The sequence below is a fragment of the Nocardia sp. NRRL S-836 genome, assembly GCF_001279525.1.
Classification (GTDB): domain Bacteria; phylum Actinomycetota; class Actinomycetes; order Mycobacteriales; family Pseudonocardiaceae; genus Lentzea.
Map to the genome: position 1 here is coordinate 35370 of NZ_LGDY01000096.1, position 16410 is coordinate 51779.

Consider the following 16410-nt stretch of genomic DNA (forward strand, 5'->3'; position numbering starts at 1 on the left):
CGGCCGTTGAGCTCCTGGAGCGGCCTGCCGGCACGGTTCGGCTTTCACCCTGCGAGCCGGTGGACATCCGCCTACCCCTGAGTAACGTGGGTCACACCCCTACTCGGAGGTAACCATGACCGTCGACGAGCGCGCGGCCAGGCAGGTCGCCGAACAAGCCCGTGAAACCCGCTGGCAGCGACCGAGCTTCGGCAAAGAGCTCTTCCTCGGCCACTTCCGCGTCGACCTGATCCACCCGCACCCGCAGGGCAGCCGCGAGGACCGCGAGCGCGGGGAGGCGTTCCTCGCCAAGCTCAGGGAGTTCACCGAGGCCCGGATCGACAACGCCGTCATCGAGCGGGACGCACAGATCCCCGACGACGTGCTCAAGGGGCTCAAGGACCTCGGCGCGTTCGGCATGAAGATCAAGCCCGAGTACGGCGGCGTCGGCCTCACGCAGGTCTACTACAACAAGGCGTTGATGCTGGTCGGCAGCGCCAGCCCCGCCATCGGCGCCATGCTGAGCGCGCACCAGTCCATCGGCGTGCCGCAGCCGGTCGCCATGTTCGGCAGCGAGGAGCAGAAGCGCGAGTTCCTGCCGCGGTGCGCCAAGGGCGAGATCACCGCCTTCCTCCTCACCGAGCCCGATGTCGGCTCCGACCCGGCCCGGCTCGGCACCACCGCCACGCCCGACGGTGACGACTACGTCCTCAACGGCGTCAAGCTCTGGACCACCAACGGCGTCGTCGCCGACCTGCTCGTCGTCATGGCACAGGTGCCGGGCAAGGGCATCACCGCGTTCGTCGTCGAGGCGGGCGCCGAGGGCATCACGGTCGAGAACCGCAACGCGTTCATGGGCCTGCGGGGCCTCGAGAACGGCGTCACGCGGTTCCACGACGTCCGGGTGCCCGGGAAGAACGTCATCGGCAAGGAGGGGGCCGGTCTCAAGATCGCCCTCGCCACCCTCAACACCGGCCGGCTCAGCCTGCCCGCCCTCTGCGCGGGCAGTGCCAAGTGGTGCCTCAAGATCGCGCGCGAGTGGAGCAGCGAGCGCGTGCAGTGGGGGTTGCCGGTCGGCAGGCACGAGGCCATCGCCGGCAAGATCGCCTTCATCGCGGCCACGGCGTACGCGCTGGAGGCGGTGCTGGACCTCAGTTCCGAGCTCGCCGACGCCGGCAGCCACGACATCCGCATCGAGGCCGCGCTGGCCAAGCTCTACGCCTCCGAGAAGGCCTGGCTGGTGGCCGACGAGCTGGTGCAGGTGCGCGGCGGGCGCGGGTACGAGACCGCGCAGAGCCAGGCCGCGCGCGGGGAACGCGGGGTCGCGGCCGAGCAGGTGCTGAGGGACCTGCGCATCAACCGGATCTTCGAGGGCTCCACCGAGATCATGCACCTGCTGATCGCCCGCGAGGCCGTGGACGCGCACCTGTCGGTGGCCGGCGACATCATCGACCCGGACGCCGACCGGCAGCGCAAGATCAAGGCCGCGGCCAAGGCCGGTGGGTTCTACGCCAGGTGGTTCCCCACGCTGGTCGTCGGCAAGGGGCAGAGCCCGGCCGGCTACACGGAGTTCGGGCCGCTGGCCAGGCACCTGCGGTTCGTGGAGCGGTCGGCGCGCAAGCTGGCGCGGCAGACGTTCTACGCGATGTCGCGGTGGCAGGGGAAGATGGAGCGCAAGCAGCGGTTCCTCAGCCGGGTCGTGGACATCGGGGCCGAGCTGTTCGCGATCAGCGCGACATGCGTGCGGGCGGTGCGTGACCCGAACCCGGACGCCCAGCTGCTGGCCGACGCGTTCTGCAAGCAGGCGCGCGTCCGCGTGGACGAGCTGTTCGAGCGGCTGTGGAAGAACACCGACGACTCCGACGTCGTCCTCGCCAGGCAGGTCATGGACGGGCGGTTCACCTGGCTGGAGCACGGCATCGTCGACCCGTCGATCCCCGGCAGCTGGATCGCCGACTCGACGCACCGCGAGAGCACGGCCGAGAACGTCCACCGGCCGACTCCGCGCTGAAGCTCCCGTTGTTGCTGCACGGGGCAGGCTGATGGTGGTGCGGGCGCGGCACCTGCCCCGTGCACGGCCGGTAGGGGGCTACGTCCCCCGCATCCCCCTACCGACTCCCCTTGCAACGGAAGGACACAACACCCTCCAGGTGGAGGTTCCGGTAACGCTAAGCCACAAATCGCTGTTCACGCATACGACAAATGAGTGAATTACCAGGTGAGGCACACTCGACTACTCTCAGAGAGTAACTTCGAAGACCAATTCACGGCGCCTCCGTGCCCCGCAATGGACTCCGCCGATTCGAGACGTGCGGAGAAGACAGGTTCGAGGACAAGTTCCAGCCTGCGTCTTGACAACGATGTCAGCGTGCCGAAACGCTGCCTCGCGAACGGGGCAGGCAAGGCGGCGGAAGGGTTGCAATGAGGCAACTGGGGAAGAGACGGACAACGACCCTGTTGAGCGTCGCGATCACTGCGACACTGGTGTGCGGCGTCACCAACGGCTACGCGGCCGCCGCACCGGAGGAGTCGGGAGTGGGCTTTTCATCGTCCTTTGAGGACGGTCAACCGCAACCATCGTGGGCGAACACGGTCGAGACCGGCCCCTCGGGCAGCCCGAAGGCGTCCGGCGTCATCGGCTCGGACGGCTCGGGCATCCCCGGCAACGTCTCGGACAAGGTGCTGGAGGTGAAGGCCAGCGGTGAGTACGCCGACTCGGGCGAGGTGAAGGAGAACCTCGTCGACGGCAGCGTCAACACCAAGTGGCTGGTCTTCGCGACCACCGGCTGGGCGTCATTCCGCTTCGCCGAGGCCCAGACGATCCGCAGGTACGCGCTCTCGTCGGCCAACGACTCGCCCGAGCGCGACCCGAAGAACTGGACCCTGCAGGGCTCGGACAACGGCACCGACTGGACCGTGGTCGACACCCGCACCGGTGAGGCGTTCGCCGAGCGGTTCCAGACCAAGACCTACGACATCGCGACGCCGCAGGCGTTCACCCGGTACAAGCTCGACATCACGCTGAACAACGGCTCCACGAACATCGTGCAGCTCGCCGAGGTGCAGCTCTCCGACGGCTCGACCACGCCTCCGCCGCCGAACATGCGCAGCGTCGTCGGCAGCGGCCCCACGGGCGGCTACGCGTCCAAGGCGCGGGTCGGCTGGACCGGTGTGAAGTCGTTCCGCTTCCAGGGCCGCCACACCGCCGAGGGCCGGGCGTACAGCTACAACAAGGTCTTCGACGTCGACGTCGAGGTCGGGCCGCAGACCGAGCTGTCGTACCTGATCTTCCCGGACTTCGTGACCGACAACCTGAACTACCCGAGCACGTACTCGTCGGTGGACCTCGCGTTCTCCGACGGCACGTACCTGAGCGACCTCAAGGCGGTGGACCAGCACGGCGCGGTGCTGTCGCCGCAGGGCCAGGGCGCGGGCAAGTTCCTCTACACCAACCAGTGGAACAAGGTCGCCTCGACGATCGGCGCGGTCGCGGCCGGCAAGACGGTCAAGCGGGTGCTGGTCGCCTACGACGGCCCCCAGGGCCCGACCGAGTTCGGCGCGTGGGTCGACGACATCCGCATCGGCGACGTCGTCAAGAAGCAGTACGCCAAGCCGTCGGACTACGTGCTGACCACGCGGGGCACGAACTCCAACGGCTCGTTCTCGCGCGGCAACAACTTCCCGGCCACCGCGGTGCCGCACGGCTTCAACTTCTGGACCCCGATGACGAACGCGGGCTCCACGTCGTGGCTGTACGAGTACCAGCAGCGCAACAACGCGCAGAACCTGCCGACGCTGCAGGCGTTCACGGCCTCGCACGAGCCGAGCCCGTGGATGGGCGACCGGCAGACGTTCCAGGTCATGCCGTCGGACAAGGCGCCGACGCAGGACCGCGCGCTGCGGTCGCTGCCGTTCAAGCACGACAACGAGGTCGCGAAGGCGCACTACTACGGCGTGACCTTCGAGAACGGCCTCAAGGCCGAGATCGCGCCGACCGACCACGCGGCGGTCTTCCGGTTCACGTTCCCGGACGAGGGCCAGAAGAACCTCGTGTTCGACAACGTGAACAACCTCGGTGGGCTGACCCTCGACGCGGCCGGTGGTGTCGTCACGGGCTTCTCGGACGTCAAGAGCGGCCTTTCCACGGGTGCGTCGCGCCTGTTCGTCTACGGCGAGGTGGACAAGGCGGTGACCGCGAGCGGACGGCTGACGGGCGCCGGCCGTGACGCCGTCGGCGGCTACTTCACGTTCGCCGACAAGACCGTCCAGCTGCGCATCGCCACCTCGCTGATCTCGGTGGACCAGGCGAAGGCGAACCTGGAGCAGGAGGTCGGCGGCTCCGACACGTTCGAGTCGGTGCGCGACCGCGCGCAGGCCGCCTGGGACAGGGTGCTCGGCATCCTCAGCGTCGAGGGCGCGTCGGAAGACCAGCTGATCACCACGTACTCCAACATGTACCGGCTCTACCTGTACCCGAACTCCGGCTTCGAGAAGGTCGGCGACAAGGTCCGGTACGCGTCCCCGGTGGCGCCCCCGACCGGCCCTTCGACGCCGACGCAGACCGGCGCGAAGGTCGTGGACGGCAAGATCTACGTCAACAACGGCTTCTGGGACACCTACCGCACGACCTGGCCCGCCTACAGCCTCTTCACGCCCTCCCAGGCGGGCGAGATGGCCGAGGGCTTCGTCCAGCAGTACAAGGACGGCGGCTGGATCTCGCGCTGGTCCTCCCCCGGCTACGCCGACCTGATGACCGGCACGAGCTCGGACGTGGCGTTCGCCGACGCCTACCTCAAGGGCGTGACGAACTTCGACGCCAAGGCCGCCTACGAGGCCGCGGTGAAGAACGCCTCGGTGGTGCCGCCGAACAGCGGTGTCGGCCGCAAGGGCATGGACCGGTCGATCTTCCTCGGCTACACGGGCAACGACCAGCTGGGTGAGGCCTGGTCGTGGGCGATCGAGGGCTACCTCAACGACTACGGCATCTCGCAGATGGCGAAGGCGTTGTACGACAAGACGGGCGAGAAGCGGTACGCCGAGGAGCACGAGTACTTCCTCAACCGCTCGCTCAACTACGTGCTGACGTTCGACAAGCGGATCGGCTTCTTCCAGGGCCGCAACGTCGACGGGTCGTGGCGGGTCCAGGACCCCGCGAAGTACAACCCGCAGGACTGGCGCTACGACTACACCGAGACGAACGGCTGGAACATGGCGTTCACGGTGCCGCACGACGGGCAAGGTCTCGCGAACCTGTACGGCGGGCGGGACGCGCTGGCGAAGAAGCTCGACCAGTTCTTCACCCTGCCGGAGACCGCGAAGTTCCCCGGCGGCTACGGCGGGGTGATCCACGAGATGATCGAGGCGCGGGACGTGCGGATGGGCCAGTACGGCCACTCCAACCAGCCCTCGCACCACATCGCCTACATGTACAACTACGCCGGTCAGCCCGCCCGCACCGCGGAGAAGGTCCGGGAGATCATGGCGCGCCTGTACGTCGGCAGTCAGGAGGGCCAGGGCTACGCGGGCGACGAGGACAACGGCGAGATGTCGGCGTGGTACCTGTTCTCGTCGCTGGGCTTCTACCCGCTGCAGATGGGCAAGCCGGCCTACGCGATCGGCTCGCCGCAGTTCACCAAGGCGACCGTCGCGCTGGAGAACGGCAAGAAGCTGGTGGTCAACGCGCCGAAGAACAGCGCGAAGAACATCTACGTGCAGGGCGTGAAGGTCAACGGCAAGGCGTGGAACAAGACGTACCTGCCGCACGACCTGCTCGCGAACGGCGCCACGATCGACTTCGACATGGGCCCCGCCCCGTCGAAGTGGGGCACGGGCGCCGACGACGCCCCCGAGTCGATCACCAAGGGCACCGAGGTCGCCACGCCGCTGCGTGACGTCGCCACGGGCCTGTCGGTGGCCGCGTTGTCGGACAACAACTCCGCGACCTCCGCGACGGTCCGCACGGCCGACTTCACGCCGGCCGACGCCAAGGAGAAGGCGGAGTTCTACACGCTGACCAACGCGAAGGCCGGCCCGTCACCGACGTCGTGGGAGCTGAAGGCCTCCTACGACGGCAAGACGTGGGCGACCGTCGACAAGCGCTCCGGCGAGAACTTCCAGTGGCAGCAGTACACCCGGTCGTTCAAGATCGCCTCGCCGGGCCGCTACGCGTTCTACCGCCTGGAGTTCGCCGGCGACGTCGCGCTGTCGGAGTTCGAGCTGCTCTCGAAGCCGTTACCCGCCGCCACCACCACGGTGACCGGCACGGTCAACGGCCCGCTGCAGGTCACCGGCGTGACCTATGTGGACGGTGCCACGATCAGCGGTCCGGTGACCGTCGCCCGCGGCGCCACGCTGTACGTCTTCGGCGGCGAGATCAAGGGCCCGCTGTCGGCCGCGGACGCCGCGTCCGTGGTCCTGGTGGGCACCAGGGTCTCGGGCCCGGTGACCGTGAACGGCGCCTCGTCGGAGGTAGCGCTGGAGAACACCGCGGTCGGTGGCCCTGTGTCACTGACGTCCAACAAAACCCGTTCCGTGGTGGCGTTCTCGACCGTCGGCGGCCCGTTGTCCTGCACGGGCAACACGCCGTCACCGGTCAGCAACGGCTTCGCGAACGACGTCAAGGGGCCGAAGGCAGGACAGTGCGCTGGGCTGTAACGCCCAACTGAAGCCCGCCTGACAGGAAAAGCCGCGTTCCGTCACGGAGCGCGGCTTTTTCCGTTCACCTGAACGGATCTTTCCGGTGCGGTAGGTTTTCCGGTGGGATCTTGACAATTCGCTGGTGTGACTCGGGGAGGTCGCTGTGGTGCCGTTCACCCAAGGCAGGACGTGGGTTTCGGTACCCGAGCCGCGACGGCCCGTTCCGTCACGCACCGGTATGCCGTCCACCAAGGACGCCGTGCGCTCCCTGCCGGTCAGCTCACCAGGAAAGCTCGCGGCACCGCTGCGCTGACGACCCGCCCTCGACCTGCAACGTCGCGTGCTCGATGTGGTACTCGCTCTTCAACAACGCCTGCGCGGCCGTCAGCACTACCTCGTGATCGGCGTCCTGCGCGGTCGTGAGGTGCGCCGACGCCACCTCCATGCCACTGGTGAGCGTCCACACGTGCAGGTCGTGCGCCTCGACGACACCGGGCAACGTGGAGAGCGCCTTCTGCATCTCCGTGACGTCCAACCGCTCCGGCGCGTGCTGGAACAGGATGTGCAACGCGTTCTTCGCCAGCGAGTACGTCCGCGGCAGCACCCACACACCGATCAGCACACCCATGATCGGGTCCGCGTACCGCCACCCCGTCGTGATGGTCACCAGCGCACTGACGAGCACCCCCACCGACCCGACGAGGTCCGCCAGCACCTCCAGGTACGCACCCCTGACGTTGATGCTGTCCTTGGCCCCCTCTTTGAGCACGCTGAAGGACACGAGGTTGGCCGCGAGCCCCAGCCCCGCCGCGATCAGCACCGGCCACCCCGGCACACTCGGCGGGTCCTGGAACCTGCCGACCGCCTCGTAGACCACGTACCCCGCGACCCCGAACAGCAAGACCGCGTTGGCCAGCGCCGCCAGCACCTCGGCCCGGTAGAACCCGAACGTGCGGTTCCGCCCCGCCTTGGCCCTGCGCGCCACCATGATCGCGGCCAGCGCCATCCCGACCCCGAGCACGTCGGTGAGCATGTGCGCGGCATCGGAGATCAGCGCCAGCGAGGACGTCGCGAACCCCACGACGAACTCGACCACCATGAACACCGCGCCGATCCCGAACGCGACCCACAGCTTGCCGGCGTGCTGCCCACCCGCGGACGCCGATCCGTGCCCATGCCCGTGACCCATGCTTTGGAACATATAGCGACATGCGCATGAGTGCAATCCGGCGTATTCCTGACCAGGCCGTCTCATGATCGAGGCCACGTCGCGCCGGTTCGGAGGGGGTGGTGTCGAACTGGGTCGCGGAGGTGCGCTAGGATCTTCACGTAGCTACGGCCCCCGTAGCTCAGGGGATAGAGCACCGCCCTCCGGAGGCGGGAGCGCAGGTTCGAATCCTGCCGGGGGCACTACACAGACGGTCCCGCCGTGGAGATCATCCATGGTGGGACCTTTCTGCTTTGGGAACGGGATGACGACCGCCTCTTGAGTGGTCTTCGAGACGGCCTCGATCGTGTCGCCGAGAAGCGTCACCCGGCAGGTGGCGCTGCGGGACACGTAGTCGTAGTGGATCTCCAGCCGGAAGGCCTCGAACAGCTTCCGCGAGAGTTCGTCCGGCAGCTCGGTCAGCTCGACCGGCGTGACGGGCAGGAAGTCGACCAGACCCAGGTTGGATGCCTGCTGCACCTCGTTCTCTGCCTTGGCCAGCTGGGCACGCAGCCCCTCGATCTCGCCCGAAGCTCTGCCCTTCGCTCGTTGACGTCTCGAACGAAGTCCTGGTCGACATCGGTCAGCTCCAGATTGCGGACGAGGTTCTTCCGCTTGGTCTCAGCCTCGGTGATCGCTCGGCGCAGCGCGGTGATCTTGGTCTTGCGATCCTTCTTCGCGTTCTCGTCGAGCTCCTTGAGGCTGACGGACAGCAGTTGGCGCCGGTACCGACCGAAGACGTGGTTCGCGAGGAACTCGGTGAGCCCCTTCACCATGCCGCCCTCGCGAACCCAATAGGTCGAGGGAGGGTGACCTTCCGGGACCCAAGCCTTCTTCGGCGCACAGACGTAATAGGCGTGCTGGTGCTTCGTCTTGCCGTAGAGGCGACGCCTGCAGAGCACGCAGAAGATGTAGCTGCGCAGTCTGTAGGTCCGCTTGGCCTGCGGATCGCGACTCTTGCTCGCGGTCCGTGACCGCTCACGCTGTTCAGCGACCTGCTGAGCCTGGACGAAGGTCTCCAGGTCGATGTTCGCCTCGTGAGTCGGGTCGGGCGACCAGACCCACTCGGAGATCGGGTTCATCCGGTTCTTGCCGCCGCCCTTGCGAGCCCGGCGGTTCCAGACCATGTGCCCGGTGTGCTTCGGGTTGGTCAGTATGTCGCGGACGTTCAAGTAGGTCCACATACCGACGGCGTTGTCCGGGCCGACCGGGGTCGGCGGTGGATTCGTAACGAGGTCCTCATTGAGCCGGTCGGCGATGGCTTGGTAACCGAGCCGTTCCGCGACCCGCCATCCGAACGACTTCCGGACGACCGGGCCTTCGACTGGATGAATCTCCAGCCGCGTCTTCTTGAGGCCTTTGGCTCGCTTGGCGGGTACCGGGTGCGGCATCTTCTTCGCGATGTAGCCGTAGCAAGCTTTGCCGACGTTGTAGCCCTGCTCGGTGTGCGTCTCGAAGCCGTCCCACGCCTTGCCAAGCATCTCGATGACGTACCACTCGGCGACGCCCTGCTTGACCCTCCGCGTCAGGACCTGAGTCGAGGTCTTGGCGCGGCGTCCCTTGGCGTCGAGGCGGAACGGTTCGTCAGCGCAGACGAGCATGACGCCGGCCGTCTCCAGCCGGTGCTCGATCTCCGTCGAGGTGTACGACCGACGACTCACGCGCGAGATGTCCTCGGCGATCACCACGTCGAAGCAACGGTCTGGCCGAACGGCCTCGTCGAGAAGATCCTGGATACCTCCGTCCCGAGGGACCGGAATCTGGAACAGCTCGTGGGCGTTGCCGCGCTCGCGGTCAGAGAGGTCCTTGCGGCCGGATTCGATGTCGTAGAAGTGCGCGACGATGACCACGTCGTCCGGCAGCGCGCCGTGGCACGTCCGCAGTTGCCGCGGGATCGACAAGGTCGGGTCCTGCTGGTCGTAGGTCGAGGTCCGCCCCTCGCCTCAGCCGCGAGGACCTGCTGCGCGAGCAGGACCGGCATGGGAGGCGGCGCGGCCGGCACGGCCTCGGCCGGACCGATGTCGTAGGTGATCCCACGAACGACGAGCTCGACCCGACCACCCGGAGTCTCGATCTCCACGCATCGGCACGCGAAACGCACCGCCCGCCTGACCCCGTCGTCCCGATTCACGGTCCACGTGGCCAGGTGCTCCGCGCCCGCGGTCGCGTTGACGATGAGCGCCAGCGCCTTCGATTCGTCCGAGTTGGTCTGAAGCCGCTGTTAGGCGAACAGCTCAGCCAGGTCGTGCTCGTTCCGCCACCGATCGGCACGCGTCCCGTAGAGCCGCAGCAGGTCGTCGGACCTGCTGCTGACGTGCCGCGCGAGGTTGATGTGCCAGGCACCTGCAGAAGGCCGAGGAGGGGGCTCTTCCCCCAGCGGACCCACCCACACCTGGACGCCGTGGACCGGGTCGCCGCTGTGCGCGAGCAGCGGATACGCGATCACGCGACGTCTGCCCGTGGTCGTTCGCGCTTCTACTGGTTCACGCCCCACGACCACCCGCGCGGTCGTGCCCAGCACGTCAGGCAGGAATGGCCTCCGCCCGAGTACCGAACGAACGGAGACCATGTTCTTCGGGTTGTTCCCGACCGCTAGCACGGTCGGCTCCTGCCGAACCCCGCCAAATGTCTCGACCAACAGCCAGTCAGCCGCCATCGCTCCGTCCCCCCGGTCGAAGATTGGCCTGCTCAGACAGGCTGACTCCGCCAACCGGGCTTCGCTTGGAGCTTCTCCAAGAAGCTGCCGATGCGACTCTCAGTTCATTCAGTTGAGTGAATCAACTAGTTGGGGATGATCACCAACTTTCGGCAAGGTTCCCCTCCAACATCCACTCACACAGACTCCCAAGATCGACTAGGTGAGCTCAGAAGATCAACCAATGAAAGAACTTGATCGCCGCCGCAGTCGTCGCGAGCCCTACCAGTGCCGCCTCATAAGGCGAGTGGCGCGCGAAGACCGTGAGCAGGCCGGCGACCCCACCCGCGAGCACCGCAAGGAGCAGAACCAATGCGGTACGCACGGGAAGCAGCGGCGTGGAGTTCTGTTCGTCGTCGCGATGCATCCTGATCTTTCCGTCATTGTCGGGGCAAACTTGATCTTTGGTTGATGCAGCGAGGTCCGAATCTGCTGGCGGGCGCGGCCGTTCGGGAGTCGTCACCGTGCGCCTGCCTCGACAGCGAGCCGAGATGACTGCAGCACGTGTCCATGCGGCGGGATGAGCTGGCCGGATCTGACAAGCGGCAGCAACGTGCCCTTGCGGAATTCGAACAGCCGACTCCGGATCGTGCTGGGGTTGAGCTTCAGCTTCTCGGCGACCTCTGTGACCGTGTAGCCAAGCCAGAGCCAGGTCAGGATCGGGCGGATACGCTCCGGTGCTCGCAGAACGACAGCACGGACCAGCTCCCGGTTCTCGATCACCAACTCGGTGTCCTGCCGCACCGCGACCAAGCCCAACTCATCGAAACCCGACGTGAGCTGATACCGCTCCTTGATCCACTGCTTCACCACGTCCGGATAAGCAAGAAGGCAGGCGTTGACGAAGTGGGTGGTCAACGCCGACCGGACTTGATCCCACTTGTTCTCCACAACGACACGTTCAAGGAAGCGTGGCAGGGCGCGCACGATCATTGCTCCGGCAAGATCGTGGCGGTGGCCGTCCGTCTGCGTGATTGCCTCGATCTGCTCTGCAGTCAGTACCGGAGTGGGTACGCCGAGCCGTCTGAGCTGCGGCACGACAAGACAGTCGCGCAGCATGACCTTGAGAGCGGGGTAGGCATAGGTCCACAACTCCGCGGCCAACACCTTCCCTGCACTACTGAGACTCTTCCCGTCGCCCTCTCGATGCCCGGACTCGTCTGGTCGACCAGAACAGCGGTAGAGCCCTGCCTGTCTGGCAGCTACCACCATGTTGGGCAGCGCCTCGACTCTGGCCTCCGGATATCGCCGCTGCTTCGACATGCGCACACTCCCCCTCGCGTTGACCGGCGCCTCACCCGGTTTTTCGAGCGCCGTTTCATCGTCGTAGGAGATTGGAGTGATACGCGTCCGAAATAATTTTTGTCTGTCGGCGAGCGCCCGGCAGTAGTAGCGTCACCGCCCTCAGGCGTGTCGTCTCCCCGCCAGATCTACGCAGAAGACAATCTCAGCAAGACTGCGGTGACCTGCAGAAACACGAAAGTGTCAGACCTCGACGCTACTCTGCGCGCATGCTTGAACCCGTACTGTCATGGTCGGCCGGACCGCTCGTTGCGGTTGACCTGGAGACGACCGGCGTCGATCCTCGCAAGGACCGGATCGTGACGGCGGCCATCATCACCATCACGCCGGTCTCCGTAGGCGAGCGCCCTAACGTCCACACCTACGAGTGGTCGGCCGATCCAGGCGTGGAGATACCTGCTGACGCGACCGCAATCCACGGCGTCACGACCGAGGAGGCCCGCGCGAAGGGCCGCGACGCCTCCGAAGTGATCGACGAAGTCACCAAGCTGCTGGCCAAGGTCTGGGCACCAACGACGCCGTTGTGCGCGTTCAACGCCGCGTTCGACCTCACGATGCTCGACGCCGAACTCCAGCGGCATCACGGCCGCAGCCTTCCGCTCAGCGGTCCTGTGGTCGACCCGCTGTGCATCGACCGTCAGTTGGACCCACAACGCAAAAACAAGCGCACACTCTCCGGTCTATGCGCTCACTATCAGGTGCGTTTGGAGAATGCTCACAGCAGCGCGGGCGACGCGAAGGCAACGGCCCGCCTGGCATGGCGGATGTCCACGGTCTTCTCAAAGGAAGTCGGCCAGGTTCCTCCGCACGTACTGCACCGGCATCAAGCCCGTTGGTTCCGCGACAGCCAGGTCGTGCACGCCGACAAGCTCGAACGAGCAGCCGCTGGCTCTGCAGCACGCGGCGACACGGCAGGTGCCGATCGCCTGCGCGCCCGCGCGGCAGACACGCGAGCCGCTGCGAGCAGTTGGCCCTTCCTGCCCGAGACGACCCCAGCCGAAGGCAAGCGCCGCCGCCTGCCACCTCGCCCCGGCGGGGTAGCGAACTCGCACGCGTCCTGGACGCCCGACTTGGATGCTGCGCTGCGCGATCTGTGGCTCAACGCCGACCCTGTGGAACTGGCCGAGCCGCTCCGCGAGGAGATCGCCGAGCACCACGGACGGACGCCTGCTGCCATCCGCTCACGTTTGCTGCGACTGCGATGCGACCCCGAACAACCAGGACTCACCTGCGACGAGCAGCGCGCTGCCGAGCTACAACGCTCCTACGACGCTGAGTACAAGCGCTGATCCTGGCTTGCCCTAAGCAAATCGACACCATCCCATCGAGTCATCCGATCGCGAACACCAACCGACCTGTACGTTCCGCTGTCGTTCAGGCGACGAAGGTACGGCGTGGGCATCGGCTTCGTAGTGGAGAAGGTCGAGTTGTGTGTCGGCGGTAGTGGCACACGCGGAAGCTCGGTTCGTCGATCTTCCGCGTGCAGGAACCGATCGCGACTGGGAGGAGTAGCCTCCTGGAGTGCATCTGGTAGCCCTGCGGCGCTGATACCCCGCCGTCCGTAACAACGTCACCCACATTTACATGAAGGCGTACAGGCAACACCGTGTATCTGTTCGTGACGTATTCCCAGGCGCAGCCTGGCGGTCCTGGCCGATTGCGATTACCGACTACTTTACGGTCTAGATGATCAATTAGGACAAACCCGCCAAGGTGATGGTCGGCGAAACCGAGCATCCCGGTGACCGACGACAGCGGAACGTAAAGCGGCAGTCGATGCAGCAACACCGAATGACTTAGCAAGGAATGCACGATAAGCGTTCACTCCGGCAAGCTCTCGCCATGCGCACGCCGAGACCTGTCGGTCGGTTCGGGGCTCGCCAGCACTACCGGCACCGGAACCAACCGCAAAGTGCCCTGTCCTTCACCGAACGTCGCGGTCTCTTGGCAGCGATCGTCAACCGTCCATCCTGCCGGCCACACACATGACTGGGCAGTTGCAGTCGCAGCTCTCTCCATCGCCGCGATGTCGTTGAAGGTTGCCCCGTTGAACCACGCGCCTCCAGGGAAACTCGCTCCGTTGAACCACGCGCCGCTAGTGAATGTCACGCCGCCGAACAGCGCGTCAGCGGCGAACGTCGCCCAGTTGAACCACGCGTCGCTGGCGAAGGTGACCGCTTTGAACCACGCGTCCCCGCCGAACATCACGCTGCTGAATCGCACGTTGCGAGCGAAAGTCGCGTCGCTGAATACCGCAACGTTGACGAACGTCGCCCCGCTGAATAGCGCGCGACCGGCGAACGTCGCTCCCATAAACCACGTGTTGCCGGAAAAGCACACGTCAATAAATGTCGCGTTTCGCACGGTGAGTCCGATGGCGTGAAAGTCGATGAGAGTGGCACCGGTGAGGTCAAGGTCATAGGCCTCAGCCCAGTACAGCGTGTTGGTTGGTGAGCCAATGGCCTCGTCCGGCTCGGGGCATAGATGAGTGGTGAGGATGCGTTGCGCGGTCAGCCGTACTTCGCGTTCTTGCCGCAACTGCTCGGACGTTGAAGCCGGTCTAGGTGGCCTGAGCCCGATACGGCGAGCGGCTGCGGTGCGAGCGGCGACACGGTCGGCTGCGGTGCTCTGACGTGCGGTCGCGCACAGCCCGGTCTGGCGGGCGGCAGGCTGCTCAGGCGGCGGGGTGTACGGGCTGCGCAGGTAGGCGCAGATTACGTTGATCACGGTCTGACGCTGGTTGGGGTTGTCCTGGGCGACGCGTTCCAGTGCGTACAGGCCTCCGTGGCGGACTGCGGCCTTGTCCGAGCCCAACTGCTCGACAGCCTTCAGATACAGCTCGGTGATCCGCCGTGCCGCTGCGTCGTGCGCGGTGTCGGTGGCGGCCTTGCGCTGCACGGCCAAGGTCAGTTCGGCCGCGCGTTGACGGCGTGCCGCCAGCAGGAGCGCAGCGGCGCCGCCGGTGCCCACCAGCAGCGTGGCCGCGGTTCGGATCGCGTCCAACTGGTCTCGTGGTTCGGTCCCGGAGAAGTTGACCAGCAGCAGCACCGCTGCGGTGACGCCAAGGCCCAGCAGAACGAGTGCGCCGAGCAGGATCGCCCGCGGTGTCAATGCCGCCATCACTTCCGTCCCCAACTCCTCCGTTGGGCGACGTGGCGAGGCTGGGTGATGAGCCCGCAGCACCCCGAGCACAACCGTGGCGACCAGCAGCAGCACCGTGACCGGCACCATCCACCACCGACCCAGCCACACCCACGCCGCAGGCCACCAGGACCGCGCCATCCATACCGCCATACCCAGGCCCGCAGCGGCCAGCAGCCAAGCCAGCGCCCCCAGCCCACGCCGTCCGGTCACCGCCCATCGGATAAGAGCCACCCGCCCGGCAGGGCGGTCAGGGGACGGCGAAGTCGCAGCAGTCGTCACGCACACGGCATCGTGAACCCACCCGCCGTGTTACCGCAGCCTTCATCGTCACAACCGGTCGTGATTTCCACCTTGTGTACTGGCTCCAGTTGGTGCAGGCCAGGCTTGAACCTCACACGGAAGCAATCGGGCTCCAAAGCAACCGACGCCTTCCTCAGCCGTAAGCGCCTCTCCGAGGTGTGCGATCAGCGTCTTCGACGCTTCCTCGTCCAAAGAACACTTGCTGAGCGACCGAACGATGTTGCTGTAGCCGTCAACCTGCACTTTGTCCTCAAGGAAAAGTGTTGAGTTCTCCTGCTCAACGCAGACCAAAGACCTGAACGCGTGGAAGTTCAGATGCATAAACGGTCCCTTCATCCCAGCATGCGCTCCCACCGCTGCGGGCACGATCTGAATGTTGATGCTGTCTCGTACAGACAACCGCAACAACTCGTGCAACTGCTCTCCCTGCACGCCACGTCCACCGACAGGCAGACGGAGTGCAGACTCGTGGATGTAGAACGCGCACGTCAGATTCTTCCTCTGACGCAGCTCCTTCTGCAGCTCCAGCAGAGCTGCTACGCGCTGTTCCAGGTCTTCTGAAGACTCATCGCGCGAGGCCTCGATTATCGCTCGCATGTAGGCAGGGGTCTGAAGCAAGTCCGGCACTTCGTGGGCCTGCCAGCAGATCAGCTCCTTCGCCAAAACGATGTTCTCCTCAAAGGTGCGTCGTCGGATCGGCCAACCGTCGTGGTTCTGCAACCAGCTCCTACTGTTCACGGTCTGCGCGAGCAGGAACAGGTGTTCGCGCTCGTCAGGGCCGAAGCCGCAAAATCCGAACAGAACGGCCAGCTCAACTTCCGTGGCACCGCCCTTGCCGTTGATCACGTTCGAGAGCTTGGATTCGTCCCACCCAGACTTGTCGGCGAGCTCACGCGATGTGAAGCCCGTGCGCCGGATCGCGTCACGAAGACTCTTCCCAAACTCACGCCCCTGCGCCGTGGAGTCCCGTTTCGGCATCGCGTTTTCCTTGCAGTTGCTGGAGAGTGTCCGGTCAGTGCTGCGCAGCCAACATCGCCCTCAGCAGACCGCACCAGCTCACGAATCTCGCATCGATCTAGCAAGAATCGCGCACTAGCGGATCTTGATCGGCGGCAACAGACCTTCACGAGCCTCCACCTCGATCGGG

10 protein-coding genes, 1 tRNA gene and 1 pseudogene are annotated in these 16410 nt (G+C 65.9%); 4 read left to right on the forward strand and 8 right to left on the reverse strand.

Translation table 11 applies throughout. From position 1 onward, the window contains the following. Positions 1–115: 115 nt before the first annotated feature. Both ADL03_RS18375 and ADL03_RS18380 read left to right on the forward strand, forming a co-directional pair. A complete protein-coding gene (locus ADL03_RS18375) occupies positions 116–1990 on the forward strand; it encodes an acyl-CoA dehydrogenase family protein (RefSeq protein ID WP_053734708.1) in 1875 nt (624 codons plus the stop codon). Positions 1991–2436: 446 nt separating this feature from the next. Continuing rightward, on the forward strand, positions 2437–6633 hold the full coding sequence (locus tag ADL03_RS18380) for a GH92 family glycosyl hydrolase (RefSeq protein WP_197288435.1): 4197 nt from the start codon (positions 2437–2439) through the stop codon (positions 6631–6633). Positions 6634–6895: 262 nt separating this feature from the next. Here the strand turns inward: ADL03_RS18380 and ADL03_RS18385 are convergent, their stop codons facing one another. After that, positions 6896–7804, reverse strand: a complete 909-nt coding sequence (locus ADL03_RS18385; protein WP_053734766.1) for a cation diffusion facilitator family transporter — start codon at positions 7802–7804, stop codon at positions 6896–6898. A gap of 149 nt (positions 7805–7953) precedes the next feature. Here ADL03_RS18385 and ADL03_RS18390 point away from each other — a divergent pair. After that, positions 7954–8025, forward strand: a tRNA-Arg gene (locus tag ADL03_RS18390). Between the two features lie 216 nt (positions 8026–8241). Here the strand turns inward: ADL03_RS18390 and ADL03_RS18395 are convergent. The 5 genes and pseudogenes from ADL03_RS18395 to ADL03_RS18410 form a co-directional block, all read right to left on the reverse strand. Next, positions 8242–9303: a recombinase family protein gene (locus tag ADL03_RS18395; RefSeq protein ID WP_369808991.1), complete on the reverse strand. Its 1062-nt coding sequence runs from the start codon at positions 9301–9303 to the stop codon at positions 8242–8244. A gap of 27 nt (positions 9304–9330) precedes the next feature. After that, positions 9331–9744: pseudogene (locus ADL03_RS50235) on the reverse strand (recombinase family protein); the annotation flags it as partial. A gap of 299 nt (positions 9745–10043) precedes the next feature. Continuing rightward, on the reverse strand, positions 10044–10478 hold the full coding sequence (locus tag ADL03_RS48455; RefSeq protein WP_197288436.1) for a GAF domain-containing protein: 435 nt from the start codon (positions 10476–10478) through the stop codon (positions 10044–10046). A gap of 208 nt (positions 10479–10686) precedes the next feature. Beyond that, positions 10687–10980, reverse strand: coding sequence for a hypothetical protein (locus ADL03_RS18405; RefSeq protein ID WP_157528900.1), 294 nt, complete (start codon positions 10978–10980; stop codon positions 10687–10689). Then, on the reverse strand, positions 10977–11780 hold the full coding sequence (locus ADL03_RS18410) for a hypothetical protein (RefSeq protein ID WP_157528902.1): 804 nt from the start codon (positions 11778–11780) through the stop codon (positions 10977–10979). Before ADL03_RS18410 ends, ADL03_RS18405 begins: the two co-directional genes overlap by 4 nt. A 248-nt stretch (positions 11781–12028) precedes the next feature. Here ADL03_RS18410 and ADL03_RS18415 point away from each other — a divergent pair, with 248 nt between their 5' ends. After that, complete coding sequence (locus tag ADL03_RS18415) at positions 12029–13108, forward strand: exonuclease domain-containing protein (RefSeq protein WP_053734714.1); 1080 nt, start codon at positions 12029–12031, stop codon at positions 13106–13108. A gap of 532 nt (positions 13109–13640) precedes the next feature. Here ADL03_RS18415 and ADL03_RS18420 read toward each other — a convergent pair. Together ADL03_RS18420 and ADL03_RS18425 are read right to left on the reverse strand one after the other, a co-directional pair. Beyond that, positions 13641–15035 carry a pentapeptide repeat-containing protein gene (locus ADL03_RS18420; protein WP_157528904.1) on the reverse strand — a complete coding sequence of 465 codons (1395 nt, stop codon included), beginning with the start codon at positions 15033–15035 and terminating at the stop codon, positions 13641–13643. Positions 15036–15290: 255 nt separating this feature from the next. Then, positions 15291–16241: a helix-turn-helix transcriptional regulator gene (locus tag ADL03_RS18425; RefSeq protein WP_053734716.1), complete on the reverse strand. Its 951-nt coding sequence runs from the start codon at positions 16239–16241 to the stop codon at positions 15291–15293. Positions 16242–16410 lie beyond the last annotated feature (169 nt).

Excerpts from the sequence above, each read along its gene's own strand:
- ADL03_RS18415 (WP_053734714.1), top strand. The coding sequence starts at position 12,029 with ATGCTTGAACCCGTACTGTCATGGTCGGCCGGACCGCTCGTTGCGGTT.
- ADL03_RS18425 (WP_053734716.1), bottom strand. The coding sequence starts at position 16,241 with ATGCCGAAACGGGACTCCACGGCGCAGGGGCGTGAGTTTGGGAAGAGT.
- ADL03_RS18395 (WP_369808991.1), bottom strand. The coding sequence starts at position 9,303 with ATGCTTGGCAAGGCGTGGGACGGCTTCGAGACGCACACCGAGCAGGGC.
- ADL03_RS48455 (WP_197288436.1), bottom strand. The coding sequence starts at position 10,478 with ATGGCGGCTGACTGGCTGTTGGTCGAGACATTTGGCGGGGTTCGGCAG.
- ADL03_RS18410 (WP_157528902.1), bottom strand. The coding sequence starts at position 11,780 with ATGTCGAAGCAGCGGCGATATCCGGAGGCCAGAGTCGAGGCGCTGCCC.
- ADL03_RS18375 (WP_053734708.1), top strand. The coding sequence starts at position 116 with ATGACCGTCGACGAGCGCGCGGCCAGGCAGGTCGCCGAACAAGCCCGT.
- ADL03_RS18385 (WP_053734766.1), bottom strand. The coding sequence starts at position 7,804 with ATGGGTCACGGGCATGGGCACGGATCGGCGTCCGCGGGTGGGCAGCAC.